Origin of the sequence: Halobellus ordinarius, from assembly GCF_031823395.1 — an archaeon.
Classification (GTDB): domain Archaea; phylum Halobacteriota; class Halobacteria; order Halobacteriales; family Haloferacaceae; genus Haloquadratum; species Haloquadratum ordinarius.
Genome location: NZ_JAVQKJ010000014.1, coordinates 143,248 through 158,573 on the forward strand (window position 1 = coordinate 143,248; position 15,326 = coordinate 158,573).

The 15,326-nt window shown below is 65.5% G+C and carries 13 protein-coding genes, 1 rRNA gene and 1 pseudogene; 6 read left to right on the forward strand and 9 right to left on the reverse strand.

The window, feature by feature from the left end:
* Positions 1-34: 34 nt before the first annotated feature.
* The 3 genes from RJT48_RS18180 to RJT48_RS18190 form a co-directional block, all read right to left on the reverse strand.
* A complete protein-coding gene (locus tag RJT48_RS18180) occupies positions 35-214 on the reverse strand; it encodes a hypothetical protein (protein WP_311173773.1) in 180 nt (59 codons plus the stop codon).
* An 83-nt stretch (positions 215-297) separates the two neighbouring features.
* The gene (gene lpdA, locus RJT48_RS18185; RefSeq protein WP_311173774.1) at positions 298-1,722 is read right to left on the reverse strand and encodes a dihydrolipoyl dehydrogenase; all 1,425 of its coding nucleotides are present in this window, start codon (positions 1,720-1,722) and stop codon (positions 298-300) included.
* 93 nt (positions 1,723-1,815) lie between these two features.
* Entirely contained in the window at positions 1,816-3,066 is a 1,251-nt protein-coding gene (locus RJT48_RS18190) for a 2-oxo acid dehydrogenase subunit E2 (RefSeq protein ID WP_311173775.1), read from the reverse strand.
* A 274-nt stretch (positions 3,067-3,340) separates the two neighbouring features.
* On the opposite strand from RJT48_RS18190, the gene RJT48_RS18195 reads away from it, so the two are divergent.
* Both RJT48_RS18195 and RJT48_RS18200 read left to right on the forward strand, forming a co-directional pair.
* Positions 3,341-3,850: a universal stress protein gene (locus tag RJT48_RS18195; protein ID WP_311173776.1), complete on the forward strand. Its 510-nt coding sequence runs from the start codon at positions 3,341-3,343 to the stop codon at positions 3,848-3,850.
* A gap of 183 nt (positions 3,851-4,033) precedes the next feature.
* Complete coding sequence (locus RJT48_RS18200) at positions 4,034-4,582, forward strand: amidohydrolase family protein (RefSeq protein WP_311173777.1); 549 nt, start codon at positions 4,034-4,036, stop codon at positions 4,580-4,582.
* 36 nt (positions 4,583-4,618) lie between these two features.
* Here RJT48_RS18200 and RJT48_RS18205 read toward each other — a convergent pair whose 3' ends face one another.
* The gene (locus RJT48_RS18205; protein WP_311173778.1) at positions 4,619-6,844 is read right to left on the reverse strand and encodes an LUD domain-containing protein; all 2,226 of its coding nucleotides are present in this window, start codon (positions 6,842-6,844) and stop codon (positions 4,619-4,621) included.
* A complete protein-coding gene (locus tag RJT48_RS18210) occupies positions 6,841-7,350 on the reverse strand; it encodes an LUD domain-containing protein (protein ID WP_311173779.1) in 510 nt (169 codons plus the stop codon). The genes RJT48_RS18205 and RJT48_RS18210 overlap by 4 nt, the downstream gene beginning before the upstream one ends.
* A gap of 516 nt (positions 7,351-7,866) precedes the next feature.
* Here RJT48_RS18210 and RJT48_RS18215 point away from each other — a divergent pair.
* A complete protein-coding gene (locus RJT48_RS18215; RefSeq protein ID WP_311173780.1) occupies positions 7,867-8,316 on the forward strand; it encodes a universal stress protein in 450 nt (149 codons plus the stop codon).
* Between the two features lie 57 nt (positions 8,317-8,373).
* Positions 8,374-9,399: a hypothetical protein gene (locus RJT48_RS18220; RefSeq protein WP_311173781.1), complete on the forward strand. Its 1,026-nt coding sequence runs from the start codon at positions 8,374-8,376 to the stop codon at positions 9,397-9,399.
* Between the two features lie 176 nt (positions 9,400-9,575).
* Here the strand turns inward: RJT48_RS18220 and RJT48_RS18225 are convergent, their stop codons facing one another.
* Positions 9,576-10,235, reverse strand: a complete 660-nt coding sequence (locus RJT48_RS18225; RefSeq protein ID WP_311173782.1) for a cyclodeaminase/cyclohydrolase family protein — start codon at positions 10,233-10,235, stop codon at positions 9,576-9,578.
* A 203-nt stretch (positions 10,236-10,438) separates the two neighbouring features.
* On the reverse strand, positions 10,439-11,629 hold the full coding sequence (locus RJT48_RS18230; protein WP_311173783.1) for a redox-regulated ATPase YchF: 1,191 nt from the start codon (positions 11,627-11,629) through the stop codon (positions 10,439-10,441).
* A gap of 324 nt (positions 11,630-11,953) precedes the next feature.
* On the opposite strand from RJT48_RS18230, the pseudogene RJT48_RS18235 reads away from it, so the two are divergent.
* Together RJT48_RS18235 and RJT48_RS18240 are read left to right on the forward strand one after the other, a co-directional pair.
* Positions 11,954-12,256, forward strand: a pseudogene (locus RJT48_RS18235) (DUF8124 family protein); the annotation flags it as partial.
* On the forward strand, positions 12,253-12,708 hold the full coding sequence (locus tag RJT48_RS18240) for a hypothetical protein (RefSeq protein WP_311173784.1): 456 nt from the start codon (positions 12,253-12,255) through the stop codon (positions 12,706-12,708). The pseudogene RJT48_RS18235 and the gene RJT48_RS18240, both read left to right, overlap by 4 nt.
* Positions 12,709-12,809: 101 nt before the next feature.
* Here the strand turns inward: RJT48_RS18240 and RJT48_RS18245 are convergent, their stop codons facing one another.
* Both RJT48_RS18245 and rrf read right to left on the reverse strand, forming a co-directional pair.
* On the reverse strand, positions 12,810-14,417 hold the full coding sequence (locus RJT48_RS18245; protein ID WP_311173785.1) for a midas domain-containing protein: 1,608 nt from the start codon (positions 14,415-14,417) through the stop codon (positions 12,810-12,812).
* Between the two features lie 449 nt (positions 14,418-14,866).
* Positions 14,867-14,988: ribosomal RNA gene (gene rrf, locus RJT48_RS18250) — 5S ribosomal RNA — on the reverse strand.
* Positions 14,989-15,326: the final 338 nt, after the last annotated feature.

Here is a 15,326-nt window from a genome sequence, read left to right on the forward strand (position 1 = left end):
GTGGACCCACTCGACGGATTCGAGGAACTCGTCGTTAGACTGTTATGACGCCGTCGTAGGGTGAGAGGTCGTCATAATGATTACTCCCAGTCACCTCGAACGAACAGTCGAGAGCGTCGAGTGCTACGAGGAGGTCACAGAGGTGCTCGGGCGGACAGGGGTGCGTCCCCCAGTCGTGGATGCCGACGCTGCTGATCGGTTGTTCTCGCGACATACCCGACCCAGCAAGCGGCAGAAAATAGTTCCTTGGGTGGGCGGTATGCGAGGAGTGCCAGCTGAAGACCGGGCCGACGCCCTCTACCGGTTGAGCGTGTGGATCGCCTGATCCTGGGCGTTTTCGGCGGCCTCCATCACAGCCTCCGCCAGGGTCGGATGCGTGTGGACGGTGCCACCCAGGTCTTCCAGCGTCGCGCTCATCTCGACGGCCAGCGCGACTTCGGCGACGAGTTCGGAAGCCTCGGGCGCCACCAGCTGCCCCCCGAGGACGATGCCGCTATCCGCGTCGGCGACGATGCGAACGAACCCGTCGGTCTCGTTCATCGTGAGCGCGCGACCGCTGGCCCGCAGCGGCATCTCGCCGACAGCCGGCTCGAATCCGGCCTCTTCGGCCTCGTCACTCGTCATCCCGACGGTCGCGATTTCCGGATCGGTGAACACCGCGGCCGGGATCGCCTGATGATCGAGCGCAGCGGGTTCACCCGCAGCCACCTCGGCCGCGACGATCCCCTCGGCGCTCGCCTTGTGTGCGAGCATCGGTTCGCCCGCGACGTCGCCGACGGCGAAGACGTTCTCGACGTCGGTCCGTGCGCGGTCGTCGGTTTCGAGGAACCCGTTCTCGTCCGTCTCCAGCCCGATCTCATCGATTTCGAGCGTGTCGGTGACCGGCTGCCGGCCCACGGCGACGAGCACCGCGTCGCCGGAATATTCCGATTGCTCGCCGTCTTCGGTTTCTGTCGTCACGACCACCCCCTCGGGAGCCTGCTCCCAGCCGGTAGCGCCCTCGCCGAAGTGGAACTCGACGCCGAGGTTCTCGGCTCGGGAGCGGACGATGCGCTTGATGTCGTCCTCGTATCCGGGCAGGACGTCGTCGAGCATCTCCACGACGGTCACGTCGGTGCCGAGTTTCGCGAGCATCGTCGACAGTTCCATTCCGATGTAGCCAGCCCCGACGACGACGAGCCGGTCCGGAACCGACTCCATCTCCAAGAGAGCCGCAGAGGAGAGAACCGGCTCGTCGGCGTAGTCGAACCCCGGGATCTGGATCGGTCGCGAGCCCGTCGCGATCACCGCGTGCTCGAACTCGACGGTCTCCATCCCCTGTCCCTCACCGCCGTGAGCGATACGGACCGTGTGTTCGTCCTCGAACGCCGCGGTTCCCTCCAGCAGCGAGACGCCGTTGGCCTTACAGAGCTTCTCGACGCCGCTTGTGAGTTGATCGACCACCTCCGACTTCCAGGCTTGCATCCGGCTCATATCGACCGCCGGGTCGGCGTGGATACCCAGTTCCTCGGCAGTGCCTGCCTCGTGTGCGAGGTCCGCGCCGTGGATGAACGCCTTCGAGGGGATGCAGCCGCGGTTGAGGCAGACGCCGCCGTAGGCGTCTTTCTCGACGAGCGTCGTGTCCAAGCCCAGCTGTGCGCCTCTGATGGCGGCCACGTAGCCGCCCGGCCCCGCGCCGATCACCAGCAGATCCGTCGACGTCGCGATGTCGCCCATTACCATATGCGACACCTCTCGCCCCCGGGTCAAAAATTCATCCGTTGCGGCTGCACTGTCAGTCGATTCCGCACCGCCGTTGTGTGTCTCGTTGCCCGATCACTCCAGGAGCAGCCGCGTCGGTTCCGCGAGCAGTTCCTTGACGCGGTTCGAGAACCGCGCGGCGTCGGCGCCGTCGACGAGTCGGTGATCGACCGACATCGAGAAGCGCATCGTCTCGCGAGCGACGACCTCGTCGTCGACGACCCAGGGTCGCTTTTTGATCGGGCCCATCGCGAAGATGGCGGCCTCGGGATAGTTGATGATCGGCGAGGAGAACTCGCCGCCGATGACGCCGATGTTTGTGATGGTGAAGGTGCCACCCTGCATCTCCTCGGGCTTGATCTTCCGGTCCCGGGCCCGGCCGGCGATATCTCTGATCTCCGTCGCCAGCCGTTTCAGGCCTTTCTCGTCGGCGTCGTCGACCACCGGTACCATCAGGCCGGCGTCGGTCGCAACGGCGATGCCGATGTTGTACTCGTCGTGGAGCACGATCTCCTCGTTTTCCTCGTCGAGGCTGGCGTTGAGGTAGGGAAACTCCTGGAGTGCCGTGGTGAGCGCCTTCACGACGAACGGGAGATAGGTGAGTTTCACGCCGTCGGCCTCGGCTGCGGCAGCCAGATCTTCCCTGAGTTCCACGAGCGCGGACGCGTCGAACTCGTCGTGGTGAGAGACGTGCGGCGCGGTGTACTTCGACTCCGCCATCTGCTCGCCGATCGTCCGGCGGACGCCGCGGTACGGCACGCGGTCGCCGGGGACGGATCCCGCGTCACCGGTCGCTGACGTCTCTTCTCCGGCGTCTGAGGCCGTCCCAGCGGCACCGGCCGCTGCCTCGGACGCGGAAGCCGCCTGTGCGGCGTCGCCAGTGGCCGCGGAGGTCGGCGCGGCCGTCGCTCCGCCTTCCGCGTACGCCTGCACGTCCTCGGGCGTCACGTACGGTTCGCCCTCCCGCTTCTCGCTGGCCGGAACAGCATCGAGATCCACGCCGAGTTCGTCGGCGAGGCGTCGGGTCGCCGGCATCGCGAGCGTTCGGTCCCGGACGGCTGCGTCCGTGGCTGCAGCAGTGGAGGTGGAGGCGACAACAGCGGCAGAATCCTCAGTTCGCGACGGGTCGGCAAGATCTCCCGATGCGGCCTCGGCGCTCTGCTCCGCGCCGGCGGCGTCGTCTGCCATCCGTGCGACCGTTCCGTTCCGAGACGCTGCGCGAACATCCGCGCCCGTCACTCGGCCGCCCGGCCCGGACCCGTCGACAGCAGAGATATCGACGCCGAGTTCGCGAGCCAGCGTGCGCGTGCTGGGGCTTGCGAACACCCGGGCCGATGGAACCGCCGGTTCCCCGTCGGTCGCGTGATCCGCATCGGCGTCGGCCCTTGTCTCCGCTTCCGACGCTGCATCGGAATCGACTTCAGCGGAGGCCTCAGTGTCTGTCGCCTCAGCGCCGGCTTTTTCTCCGACGCTCTGACAGTTGTATGGGCCCGGTAATAAAATCGCGGGTGGAAACCACCACGGCGTCAGCAGGGAGACGAAGACACGACAATGACAATTGGAACCACGATTTATTAGCACCCGGAGGGAGGAGTCAGGTATGACGATACTGACAGCGGTTGACGGCGAAACGGTGCCGAGCGAGGCGGTCGAGCGCGGCGCTGAACTGGCAGACGCCTACGGGGTCGAGCACATTGTCCTGCACGTGATGCCGCAGGACGTCTTCGAGAAGTTTCGCTCCTCGACCGGCGGGTCGTCGATCAGTACGATTACGACGCCGGCCTCGTACGGCCCCTCCGAGGAGGCCCCCTCGTACACTGTCGGCAAGGACGAGAGCTACACTTTGCAGGACGGCGAACGCCACGCAATCGGCGTCGCGCGCGACGTCGTCGAAGAGACGCTCGGGGAGGCGTCCGGGGCGACACTCAAGGGCCGCGTCGGCGAACCGGTCCAGGAGATCCTCTCGGAAGCCAAGCGACGAGACGCCCAGTATCTCGTCATCGGCGGTCGAAAACGGTCGCCGACCGGCAAAGCGGTGTTCGGCAGCAAAACCCAGTCGATCCTGCTCGAGGCGGACCGGCCCGTCGTCACCGTGATGACGGGCGAGTAGCGAGCGTCCCATCAGTGGACCTCGGGCAGCACTGATCTCGTCGTTCGCTGTCGATTGTCTGTCGACTTCCGGCCGAGAGACTGCAGGGGCCTATTCGCCGACGGGCGATCTTGTGCAAAGATTTATTATAATTACTTCGTGCCTCACACATATGGCACGTTCCCCCGCGCCAGAGGTGGTACTATGATCGATCCGAGCGAACACCTCGTCGTCGACTGCGACTACCACTTCGCCGATACCTTCGAGCAGGCCGCGCCGTATATGCCGGAACCCTGGCGGACGAAGTTCCAGAAGAGCAGTTGGGGCGGTACCGGCGTGAAACAGAACCTCAGCGCCTTCTTCCCGGCGTCGACGGGTAACCGGATGAACTACGGAAAGATCGACCGGGAGTTCTCCGAATATCCTGACGGGGGCGATTCCCAGGAGGACGTGATCGAGGCGATGGAGGACCTCGACATCGACGCCTCGATGGACCTCCTCGATCGGATCGAGGACGAGGAGGCGATCAAGGGAGCGGTACTGATCACGGCCGGCGCGACGCCGCCGCTGGGCAACCGGAAGTACGACCCGATCTACGAGCGACTGGAGAAACTTGGGCTCCCGGTCGTCTTCCATACGGGCGGGTCCGGCCTCGACGACTACGTCCGCGCGGGCTACGAGGAGATGATCGAGACACACACGCTCGACCGAGCGCTGCGGATCGTCCGGCATCACCTGCTCGCGTGGACGTAACATACGGGCGCATTCTTCGATTCCGGGGCTGACAGGCTATTCTGGTGCGACCAGTTCGATCGGATGCTTCGTCGCCTGCGGGAACAGCGATTCGAGCTGTTCGGTACACGAGGCGCCGCTCGCGATTACCTCCCTCCCGTCGGCTACCGGCCCCGCGAACTGCGCTTGCAGCGTCTCCCCGACGTCGACGCTGAGTTCGTAGTACTCCGATTTGTAGCCGAACGAGCCGGCCATCCCACAGCACTCGACGTCGGAAGTCGCCACGCCGTACCCGAGCCGTTCGAGCACCGTTTCGGTGTGTCCGTCGAGGCCGAGCGTCCGCTGCTGGCAGTGGCTGTGGTAGGCGACGCCGTCGCTTTCGTCACTCGACTCGGGACCGGACAGCACCGACGGATCACTACCGTTTTCCAGCAGGCCGTAGACGTATTCCATAATCTCGTAACTGGTCTCCGCCAGCCGCCGCGCACGATCGGCCGGCAGCATCCGTTCGTACTCGTTTCTGAAGGCCGCGAGATCCGACGGTTCGATGACCACGACGTCGTACCCGGCCGAGATGTACGGATCGAGGTCCGCGGCGACCCGTGTCGCGTTCGCCCGGGCGGTCTCGATCATCCCCTGCGACAGCGGTGCGCGGCCGCTCTCGTGACACGGCGCGAGTTCCACGCCCACGCCCAGGGCTTCGAGCGTCCGGACCGCCGCCTTCCCGCGGTCGACGAGGACGTGGTTGGTGTAGGCGTCGGGATACAGCACCGCAGAGCGGTCGGCGTCCGCAAGGGACCTTCGCCGGTCGCGGTTCTCGAACCACTCGACCAGCGTCTCCCGCTCGAAGGTCGGGAGGTCGCGGCGGCGGTCGACGCCCAGGAACCGATCCATCGCCGCCCGGACGGGCCCGGCGTCGGCCAGCCAGTTCGAGAGCGGTGCGGTCGCGCTGCCCAGGCGCGCGAGCGTTCCGAAGTTGCCGAACAGCCGCTTTTGGATGTCGACGCCGCCGGGATCCGCGTCGGGGGTGAGCCCCTCGACGAGCGAGTCGAAGGTACTCGGGTCGGCGCCGCGGTTGATCCGATCGCGGACCACCGTGTTGATCCACGGGATGTCGATCTTCACGGGACAGGCGTTGACACACCGCGAGCAGCCGGTACAGAGGTCGTTGAACTCCGCGGCGGAATCGAGGCCGTGCACCCCGGCCTCCCACCCGGTCGCGATGCCGCCGGTGTAGGTCTCCCCGCCGAAGGCGTGGCCGCCGACGTGCTGGAAGTTCGAACACGAGTTCGCACACGCGCCACACCGGATGCAGTACAGCGTCTCGCGGAGGTCCTCGTCCTCGCGCATCGTCATCCGGCCGTTATCGAGAAGCACCAGGTGGAACTCGCGGTCCCCCTCGCCGAGCGGTTCGTCCGGCCGATCGAAGTCGATCGTCGGCGAGTCGACCGGCGGGGAGAGCAAGGAGAGATACGTCGCGAAGTCCTGCCCGCCGGCCGCCCGCGCGATGAGTTCCGCGAAGGGCGGCAGGTCCTCGACGCTCGGAATCAGTTTCTCGACGCCCGCCACCGCGACGTGCGTGTCGGCCGTCACGGCGCACTTCCGGGCGTTGCCCTCGTTCGTCACGATTGCGATGGTGCCGGACTCGGCGAAGACGAAGTTCGCGCCCGTCATCCCGACGTCCGCCTCCCGGATCTGTTCGCCGACGTGGTCGCGCGCGAACTGCGTGAGGTCTTCGGCGGTCTCGAGCGGCTCGTCGAGGTCGAAGTAGCCGTTGAACAGCGTCGCGATGTCCTCGGTCGACTTGTGGAACGCCGGCCCGACGAGATGCGAGGGCGCCTCGTCGGCGATCTGAATGACGAACTCGCCGAGGTCCGTCTCACAGACTTCGACTCCGAGGGATTCCAGCGCCTCGTTGACTTCGATCTCCTCGGTCGTCATCGACTTCGACTTCGCGACGACGTCGGCGTCGCGGTCCTCGACGACCTCCTCGATGTAGCGGTTCGCGTCGGCGGCGTCGTCGGCGACGTACACCGTCCCGCCGTTCGCCTCGACGCTCTCGGTGACGGTCTCGATCAGTTCGGGGATCCGCTCGATCGCGTCCTCTTTGATCGCTCGCGCTTCGCTCCGCAGTTCTTCGATGTCGGTCCGGCGCGCGTTCGCGTCGTACCGACCCTGATTGACGTGCGTCGTGTTCTCGAAGACGGCGTCGCCCTCGGTCGCCAACAACTCCCTGATGTGCTCGGCCTTCGCTTCCCGGTTTGCGTTACCGCTCGCCGTCATCGGTCCGTGAGGATGATCGCGTGGACGGTCTGTGGCCCGTGGACGCCGTCGACGATCTTGCCCATGTCGGCCGTGGCGCTGGCGCCGGTCGCGACGATCGCGGAGTCGCGGCCCGACTGGAACTCCCCGTCGAGCCACGATGCGGTCGCGTCGAAGTCTTCCTGGAGGTCGCTCGCCCGGATGACGCCGACGTGCTTTCGCGGGTAGAGGCTGACCGGTTCCGTCCCCGCCTCGTCCGACTGAATCACGAAGCTCCCGTGCTCGATGACGCCGCCGTGGACGCGCGTGACGCCGGTTTCGGCCTCCAGCAGCAGCCGCGGCGTCGGTGGCAACTGGACGTCGGTCTCGCCGAGCGAGACACTGTCCAGCCCGAGCGGTGCGCCGACCGCCGGGAGTTCGATGGCCGCAGAAAGCGCCGTCTCGAACTCCCTCGCCGTCGTGCGTGTGTATTCGACCCCGGCCTCGGAAAGCGACGACGCGAAGCCGTCTACGCTGTCTATCTCCATTACCCACAAGTGATGAGAGATCGGGCTTATGCTTACCGGTCACGTGCTGGGGGTGTCACGATTTGAGGCCGCGAGTCCCCAACTTCCCTCTCGATAGATCCGCTCGTCCGTCGTCCCTGTCACCGGTGCCGCATCACCCTACGTCCGACGGTCTCCCAATCATACTGATTACTCTCGTCTCTTCCCGCCGAACGCCGCCAACGGGGTTGGCGCTCGGCGGTAAAAAGTGAGAGTAATCAGTATCAGTGTCGCGGACAATGGATGTCGCTATGAAAACCGGGGGGGGAGTCGGATATGGAATTGCTCATACGTAATCGACTTATGATTAGTAAATTTTATGTATTTAGATATTATATTAATTTTTGATATTGGCCTGAAACCCGTTTCAACGGATTTTTCCGATCAGGTGGTGATTAATATATTCCTATGATTTCGCTAAATGGAATATACTATACTATTCTTCGCGCGTGAGTGTGACCCTACCGATTTTATATCCGAAGTCGCGTATAGTCGGGTATGTACGACGAGATTCTGCTCGCGACGGGCGGTGAAGTCGCGTCGGATCGGGCGGTCGACCACGCGATCGATCTGGCCGCACACCACGACGCCAGGTTGCACGTGCTGTTCGTCGTCGACAGCGACGTGTACGACGCCTACAGTGGCGACGAGTACGTGGACGAAAGCGAAGGACCGGAACACGGTCTCGAAGAAATCGGCGAGGACGCCGTCTCGGAGGTGGCTGCGAAGGCCGAGGAACGCGGCGTCGATGCCGAGACCCACATCCGACACGGGCGGCCGCCGGAGACCATCGTGAAGTTCGCCGAGGACGCGGGCGCCGACCTCGTCGTGATGGGGACGCGGCGACGCCCCGACGAGTACCGGAGTCTCCTCGGGAGCGTGACGGACCGCGTCCTCCGACTCGCGGTGATGCCGGTGACGGTCGTCAAGACCCCGGTCGAACTGTAGGCGGGCGAGGACTGCAGGATTTTTTGCGGAGCGCGGTGAGAGGTCCGTGTGGTCCCGATGTCACTACTGCCCTCCAGGCGCCGGTTCCTCGGCGCGCTCGCCGGCGCGACGCTCGCAGCCTCCGCCGGCTGTCTCGACTCGAACAGTGAAGCCACGAAAAGCGACAGCGACGCTCGGACCCTCACATTGGACCTCACTCGCCGGGGCGACAGTCTCCGCGAGCAGTTCGTGACTGACCTCGCGGCGACGAGGCCCGAGTGGGACGAGGAGGCCTTCGAGGCGACGCTCGACGGCGAGGAGTACACCACACAGTACCGGAAACCGTTTCCCGGCAGTGCGGACGATCCCGCCTACGCGGAGCAGGACGGGACGTACTACCGGCTCGGTTCGGTCGTCATCGACGAGGTCGAAACCACCCGGCCGGTGCTCCGACTGTTCGCCGACTCCGAAGACGAGGGAAGTGCCGCAGACGGCACCGACTCGCCAGGCACGGACGAAGCGGATGGAACGCGGACAGTCCCCGCCGAGGAACTCCCCGAAATCGATGCCCGCGCGGTGCACATCGCCCATTTCGCCGCCCGAGCGCGCGGGAACGACGGCGGTGCGCCGTGGGGACTCGTCCAGCGCGGCGGCTACGTCTATCGCAACGAGGAGCGAATGACCGAAAGCGAACTGCTCGGCGACGAGACACCGTCGCACGTGCGGTATCGCGATCGCCGGTACAGGGTCGATATCGCCCGCGAAGTGTTCTACGAGCCCCGCTATCGGGCTACAGTCGAACCCGTCGCGGAGTCGCCCGAGCGGATGGAGGCGATCCTGCGCGCACACCACGTCCAGGCGCGATTCAGAGCGGACGACCTGTCCTCGGAGGCGCGCGAAATCGTCCGCCGCGCTCGGGGCGACGGGTACGAGGAGACGCATCCGTATTCGGCGGCCTACGAGGAGCTCCTTCGGTTGATGGACCGACGCGCGTATCTCGATGGGAACATCGAGCGCGACGCCGGCGTCGAGCGGACCGGGCGCCGGTTGATCCGATACGACGGGATCTACTACCACTACAGCCTGCGCTTTCACGGAGACTGACGACCGCCGCACGACGTTGGCCAGGCAGTTCCCCCCGGGAGGTTCCTCGAGTGGTTCCGAGACGACCAGGTATCGGGAGGCCCGTTCGGAGCCTACCTCCCGTCCTGCTCGGCTGGATCGGGGCCGTTCGGAGCCTACCTCCCGCCCTGCTCGGCTGGATCGGACCCGTTCGGAGCCTACCTCCCGTCCTGCTCGGCTGGATCGGACCCGTTCGGCGGAGCGAAGTCCGCATCGAACGCTTCCGTTCTCAGCGCAGCGGCCGCTGCCTCTATCGTCGCCATCCGCTCGGCGACGTCGGCCGCAAACTCGTCATCCGAAAGGGTCTCCAGGTTCGTCCTGACCGTCGCCAGCGACGCACGGATCGCGGCGTCCGCCAGGTACGCACCGGTCGTCGCATCGGCTGCGACGCCGGGTCGTCCCCGTTCACTGGCGATTGTCGCGCCGTCCAGCACGGTTACGGACGCTTCGGCAATCGCGAGCGGAATTCCAGTCGCCCGTTTCCGGAGGCGCGCGGTCGACCCGTTGGCACCCCCACCAAAGAGGTCCTCGACGAGTTCCGCGTCGCCGTCCGCGAGCGCCAGCAGTCGATGTCTCTCCCGTTCGAGATCGGTTCGCAGTTCGCGGAGCGTCGCCTCTCCGTCCGCGCGGGTGGCGGCGTTTGCGTCGGGGTCGCGATCCGGTTCATCCCGGGCCGCGAGCGTGTGAATACAGACCATTTCACAGAGCGCTGCCCCCATCGCGCCCGCAATCGCCACCGCGGACCCACCCGCTGGCGCGACCTGCTCGGAAGCGATCGCCGCGAGATACTCGTCGATCGTGCGTTCGTCGGATGCCACCGGGTCGGGGCTTCGGCTGGGGGCGGTAAGTAGGTACGGGCTGGTCGGTAGTATCGGCGGACGAACCCGCCCGGCATCGCGGACTCGAGGTCGGCGCTCCCCGATCAACTGTCTCGGAGAGGGGTACTCTTACTCTCACTTTTTACCGCCGAGCGCCGCCAACGGGGATGGCGCTCGGCGAGAAGAGACGAGAGTGATCAGTATCAGTTCGTGGTGACGAGTTCGACGACGTCGCGGTGACCGAGTTCGTGGTCGGTCCCGACCTGACGCTGCGAGCGGCAGTCGATCCCGTGGAGCAGGCCCTCGCCGATATCGGAGTGGATGTGGTGCGCGAAATCCTCGGTGGTCGCGCCGTCCGGGAGGATAAAGCAGTCGCGGAAGACGCCCTGGGAGTCCGCTCGCCCGTTCGCGCTGCCGGGAAACACCGCGATGGCGTCCAGCACGTCGAACAGTGCCGATTCGAGCACCTGCTGGACGCCCGTGCCGCCGAACTCCGTGATGTACTCGCGGATCTGTTCGAGGCCGGCGTCCTGTTCCGTGGAGGGATCGCCGACGATTTCGAACTCGGCCGCACCCGGCTTGTAGTCGACCACGCCCGCGTCGTCGGCCTCCTTGAGCGCCTTCTCGGCGTGTGCGCTGGTCGGGACGAAGGTGAGATGGTCGTAATCGGGGTCGGTGGTGATCGACTCGAAGTTCGCCTGCGCGGCCGGTTTGTCCATCTTGTTCGCCGCGATCACGATCGGCTTCGTCCGCTTTCGGATCTCGCGGGCGACCTCGGCTTTCATCGCCTCGTCCCACTCGGCGGGGTCGAGGCCCGCACCCGTCGACAGCAACACCTGCTTGATCTCGTCTTTGTTCGTCCTGAACGCGGACATCTGTTCGGCGAGATCCTCCTCGATCTTCCCCTCGGCGCCGTTGTAGCCCGTCCGGTGGCGTTCGAGGCCTTTCTCCAGGACGTCGAGATACCACATATCGAGTTCGTTCTCCAGGAAGTCGATGTCCTCGCGGGGGTCGTGGTCCTCGGTCGGTTCGCCCTCGCGGTCGGTCTCCCCGGAGAAGTCGACGACGTGCACGAGGACGTCCGCCTCGTTGAGGTCGGTCAGGAACTGATTGCCGAGTCCTTTCCCTTCGTGGGCACCGGGGATCAGCCCCGCGACGTCGACGAGTTTCACCGGGACGAACCGGGTGCCGCCGTCGCAGTAGCCGACGGAGGGCGTGCAGGTCTCCTCGAATTCCGGGGCCGCGCAGTCGACGCGGACGTACGCCTCGCCGACCGAGGGGTCGATCGTCGTGAACGGGTACGCGCCCTCGGGGATGTCGTTCATCGTCGCCGCGTTGAAAAACGAGGACTTGCCGACGGAGGGTTTGCCGACGAGTCCGATCCGATAACTCATTGCTCGTCGGGAATCGCTCGTCGGCCAAAAGCCGTGTTATTCGCGGTCTCGTCGGGGTGTGCTGGCACAAGCCACACCCGAGCGGCCGGGCCTCCAGGCGGCGAGGCGGCAACGGGCAGCGACGTGACCGGCGGGTATTTTGCCGGGCCGACCCCACGTGCCCGTATGCACGGAAGCGACAGCGGGGACGACGCCGTCGACGACGGCCAGGACACGGCTGCCGACGGACCAGACGCAGACACCGACGGCACCGTCGACGACAACACGGACGTAGATTCCGACGACGCCGACGAGGGCCCGGACGCAGACGCCGAGGGCACCGTCGACGACAACACGGACACAGCCGCCGACGGCGACACGTTCGGCGTCGGGATCGCGGTCACGGAATCCGAGTTCCAGTTCGTCGTCCACGTGCCGTCGGACATCGATGCAGGGTGGACCGACCCGCACGCGTTCCAGCGACTCGTAGAGGAAGCTGTCTGGGACCGGCTCGATCGGGAGGCGACGCTCCGCGAAATCGGGCAACGCGCCGACGTCGGCGAGACAGTCACGCTCGGACGCGTGACGCTTCTGCCCGATGGGACCGTCGTCGACACGACCTTCAACGAGGGCGTGGCCGAGTCGTGACGGACGCGCTCGACGCTGTCGTGGATGCCGCCCTCGAACGGGCGCTGCTTTCGGCATCTGACGCCCGCCGGTACTTCGCGCTCGCCGGGGCGCTCGAACGGGCTCGAATCGACGGAGACAGCGCGGGAACAGCCACCGGAACGGGTGTGTCCGAATCGATCGACCACGCCGCAGCGTCGCTCGACGGTTCTGGGGATCGAGTGGGACCGCTCGGGGCGGCCCTGATGAGCACTCTCGCGGCCGAACTGCTCGACGACCCGGAGGGCGCCGGCATCGACGTCGGCGCGTGGTCACCCGGGCAGGACACCCCGCAGGCCGAACTCGTCGGCGCCGGTGCCGTCGCCGCGTCCCGACGGCTCGACGTCGATATCGACGTGCTCGTGGCCCGCTCGGGACTCAGCCGCGAGGAACTCGCTCGCCATCGGGCTGCCTTCCCGGATCCACGGGCATAACTGCAGGGCTTTACAGCAGAGTCGACATAGCTACCGCTGGGGCGTCATCGACCCTGAAAAAGCGTATCGAAACGAATCAGCCCGACGTTCGGTGCCGGCGTTCAGTTCTGGCCGGGTGCGTTTCCGGAGTTACCAGGTGCGTCATCTGAGCCGCCGTTGTTGCCGCTATCGTCGGCGTCGGAGTCGCCCCCGTCGTCGTCATCCTCGTCGTCTTCGTCCGCCTCGTCTTCCTCGTCAGCCGCGTTTACCTCATCCGCGTCGCCGTCGTTCTCGTCCGTTTCGTTGCCGTCGTCATCGGACTGACCGGGCGCATCACCGGACTGGCCGGGCGCGTCGTCAGTCTCGTTGCCGTCGTCATCGGACTGGCCAGGGGCGTCGCCGGACTGGCCGGGTGCCTCGTCGGTCTCGTTGCCGTCGTCGTCCGACTGACCGGATGCATCGCCGGACTGCCCGGGCGCGTCACCGGACTGACCGGGCGCTTCGTCCGCGTTGCCGGGGTTGTTCCCCGTCACGAAGTCGGAGACCGCCTGCCCCGGCGGGCCGTCGAATCCGGCCGACTGGAGCGCACTGACGAACGACGAGACCGCCTGTCCGAACGGCCCGGACTCCTCGACGAACTCGACGGTCAGGTCGGTCGTCGTCTCGGCCGTCTCGTTTTCGGCCGTCGCGGTCACCGTGACGGTGACGTTCTCCTGCGGGAGCGGGAGGGCGACCTCACCGTTCTCGTCGGTCGTGTGCGTTCCCGTTCCGGCGTAGTCGCCGTCGGCTTCGACATCGACCGTCGCGTTCTCGACCGCCTCGGAGCCGTACGTGACCGTCACGAAGACGCCGTCGGACTGTTGTTCGGCGGTGACATCGAGCTGCGCGTAGCCGTCAAGCTCGATCGTCGTCTGAGCGCTGAGATCGTCGGCCGTTGCCGTGATCGTCACGTTGCCATCGGTTTCTGGCTGGTCGAGCGTGACTGTCCCGTTTTCGTCGGTCGTGTAGTTGCCCGCGATGGCGTCGTCACCCTCGACTTCGACGGTCGCGTTCTCGACGGGATCGTCGTACTGGGTGACCGTCACGAGCGTCGTGTTGTCGTCCTGCCGCTCCGCGGAGACGTCGAGCGACTGCTCGTACGGGACGAGTTCGACCGTCTCACTCGCGGAGGCGCCGTTCACGGACGCGCTCAGGTCAACGGTGACTGTCTCGTTGGGATCCGGCAGCGTGACCTGGCCGTTCTCGTCGGTCTCGGAGGATCCGTTACCCGCGTACGCCGCGTCCGAGGAGACGTTCACCGTCGTGTTCTCGACGGCGTCGTCGTACTGCGTTACCGTCACTGTCGCCGTGCCGTCGTCCTGCTGCGCCGCCGAGACGTCGACGGAGTCAGACTGCGGCACGAGTTCGACCTGCGTGCTTTCGGTCGTGTCGTTGGCAGTCACGTTCACCTGGACGGTGACTGTCTCGTCCGGGTTCGGCAGCGCGACTGTCCCGTTCTCATTGGTATCGTAGGAGCCGTTGCCAGCATACGCCGACTCCGAGGAGACGTTCACTGTCGCGTTCTCCACGGCGCTTCCATTCTCTGTCACCGTGACGAGGGCCGCTCCTGTCTCGGGGGACTGTTCGATATCGACTGCGACGTCTGTGGCTGCACCCGCCGCCATCGGGAACGCGGCCATCCCGACGACCGCGAGTACCACGGCGATCGTGAGCGCTCTGCTGCGATTCATTACATCGCTTCCTTCCCCACCTACCCGTATAAAGCGGGAACTCGCTCAGGCCGTCTTCCGCCCATTTAGCCCGATTTAACCCGATTAACTGTTCGTGAGCCTGTCACCAAGGGCGTGCACAGCGCTCACTACTCGGGAGGACGGCAGATCACCGTCGCCCGCGCTCGGCCGCGCGGCGGTGGCTGTCGACGCGGGGTCCTCGGCGCTGCCGATCGCTATGTTTGCCCCCGACGGATGGTGCTTGACCGACGGAGAAGGTCACAAACCTATAGTAGCGTTCGCAACTGATTGCTCATCTGATCGCACGACTGCGTGCGATCGTATGAGCGGAGACTTGCGAACGCTACTATAGTACTGACGACTCACTGATAGCTCTCGGTCTCGTTCGAAATGAAAAACGCCCACGGGACAGTCTGATACTGTCCGGTGGGCGCTTGAAAGTATGAGTGGCGAGGCGGCGAGTCAGTGTTCCCAGAGGATCGCTCACTCCAGTACTACCTCACACGCTGGCAGGCTTAACTTCCGTGTTCGGGATGGGTACGGGTGTGACCCTGCCGCTGTGGCCGCCTCAATTCCGACTGACGGACTCGAACCGTCCACACGCCTTCAAACAACGCGTGCTGACCATCGTCGGTGAGGACGCTCGGTGCGTACCTAACCGTATGTGTGCGTGCAATCCAGCTTCCGCCTGAACTCGCCTGCCCGAGTGACTCTGAATCACGTCGGCCAGACAGTGCAGTGCTGTGTCTTAGAGACCTCGCTCGTGGTGAGTGAGGTAGTGTCCACGACTTCACCAACACAGGTAGACACTCGAAATGTCCTCTGTGGTATGAGTGTGGCTCGGATTGTTAGTGCTCGCGGGCTTAACACCTCGTTGCCTCGGTGCGTACACCCCGAGTCTATCTAACT

Coding starts and splice junctions, on each gene's coding strand:
- RJT48_RS18180 (WP_311173773.1), bottom strand. CDS start 214: ATGTCGCGAGAACAACCGATCAGCAGCGTCGGCATCCACGACTGGGGG.
- lpdA (WP_311173774.1), bottom strand. CDS start 1,722: ATGGTAATGGGCGACATCGCGACGTCGACGGATCTGCTGGTGATCGGC.
- RJT48_RS18195 (WP_311173776.1), top strand. CDS start 3,341: ATGACGATACTGACAGCGGTTGACGGCGAAACGGTGCCGAGCGAGGCG.
- RJT48_RS18200 (WP_311173777.1), top strand. CDS start 4,034: ATGATCGATCCGAGCGAACACCTCGTCGTCGACTGCGACTACCACTTC.
- RJT48_RS18205 (WP_311173778.1), bottom strand. CDS start 6,844: ATGACGGCGAGCGGTAACGCAAACCGGGAAGCGAAGGCCGAGCACATC.
- RJT48_RS18210 (WP_311173779.1), bottom strand. CDS start 7,350: ATGGAGATAGACAGCGTAGACGGCTTCGCGTCGTCGCTTTCCGAGGCC.
- RJT48_RS18215 (WP_311173780.1), top strand. CDS start 7,867: ATGTACGACGAGATTCTGCTCGCGACGGGCGGTGAAGTCGCGTCGGAT.
- RJT48_RS18220 (WP_311173781.1), top strand. CDS start 8,374: ATGTCACTACTGCCCTCCAGGCGCCGGTTCCTCGGCGCGCTCGCCGGC.
- RJT48_RS18230 (WP_311173783.1), bottom strand. CDS start 11,629: ATGAGTTATCGGATCGGACTCGTCGGCAAACCCTCCGTCGGCAAGTCC.
- RJT48_RS18245 (WP_311173785.1), bottom strand. CDS start 14,417: ATGAATCGCAGCAGAGCGCTCACGATCGCCGTGGTACTCGCGGTCGTC.